Below are 1,098 nucleotides of genomic sequence, written 5' to 3' on the forward strand. Positions count from 1 at the left end.
ACCTTTACATCGAATATATGTAAATGATGTGAGAACCATTGATATTCTAATAGTTCTCACATCTAAGTTAAGATAAACGCGGATTTACAACGATAAGGAATTTCCAATATAAAAAGTCTGATTTCCCATCACCTAAATTGAGAAATTAGGCTCTTTTTTCGTTACTCCATAAACAGCATTCTATTACTGAATATGTAATTTACTTCGGGATAACAGGGACCCAGAGTTCGTGTCTTGGTTTATGCTTCGGACCGTAATAACATTCTATACACGGTAAATTTGCAAGTTCATACTCGGAGGTAGGGACCCACTCGGAATATAAACGTTTCCATGCATCCACTATGTTCGGAAAAACTGCCCATGTACTTGCGGGAATAATAAGCGTCTCCATATTTTCTGGGGATTCCCCATCGTATCTTACGCCCATGAAATAGGAAAATTGTTCATCTGTTATGGCAGCTTCTTTTCCGCAAACCCCCAGAAGGCTTTCAAGCGTGCATTTTGGATTTTCCCATGACATATCTACTAGTTCTTGCATAAATCCATCTTTTTTCGCAGTGTTCCAAAGCGTAGGGATTGTTTTAAATGCTCTGCTTGTTTTTACTGGCTTACTTTTTCCAACAATTCTTAATTCAAAATCAAGGTTTTCAATTCTGTACTCCATCTCGGTATCTCCTTTAATAGAAATTTGAAAGGAAATTCTGGGAAAGGCTTTTAACTGTACCCCTCTATTACGAGCATTGGAAGGGGTTACTCCATGCATTTTTTGAAAAGCACGTGAGAAAGTATCAGAAGAAACATAACCATATTTAATTGCCACATCAATGATCCGAATATCACTTTTTTGAATTTCAAATGCTGCGAGTGTTAACCGTCTACGTCTAATATATTCTGATAGCGATATACCTGAGATTGAAGAGAACATTCTTGAAAAATGAAACTCAGAACAATTAGCTGCTTTTGCAATCTCTTTGTAGTCTATTTCTTCATTCAAGCTATTTTCAATGTAGTTTAACGCATTGTTCATTCTTTCTAGCCAATCCATAAGTTTACTCCCTTTCAATATTTACTTTAAAACAAAATAGATAATAATTGCCG

The 1,098-nt window shown here is 35.9% G+C and carries 1 protein-coding gene; it reads right to left on the bottom strand.

Annotation, left to right across the window (positions count from 1 at the left end; all coding sequences use genetic code 11):
- Nucleotides 1–199: 199 nt before the first annotated feature.
- Nucleotides 200–1,045, bottom strand: a complete 846-nt coding sequence (locus tag ACR65M_RS26945; protein WP_010731423.1) for an AraC family transcriptional regulator — start codon at nt 1,043–1,045, stop codon at nt 200–202.
- Nucleotides 1,046–1,098 lie beyond the last annotated feature (53 nt).

Source organism: Ferdinandcohnia sp. SAFN-114, assembly GCF_059415045.1.

Coding starts and splice junctions, on each gene's coding strand:
- ACR65M_RS26945 (WP_010731423.1), bottom strand. CDS start 1,045: ATGGATTGGCTAGAAAGAATGAACAATGCGTTAAACTACATTGAAAAT.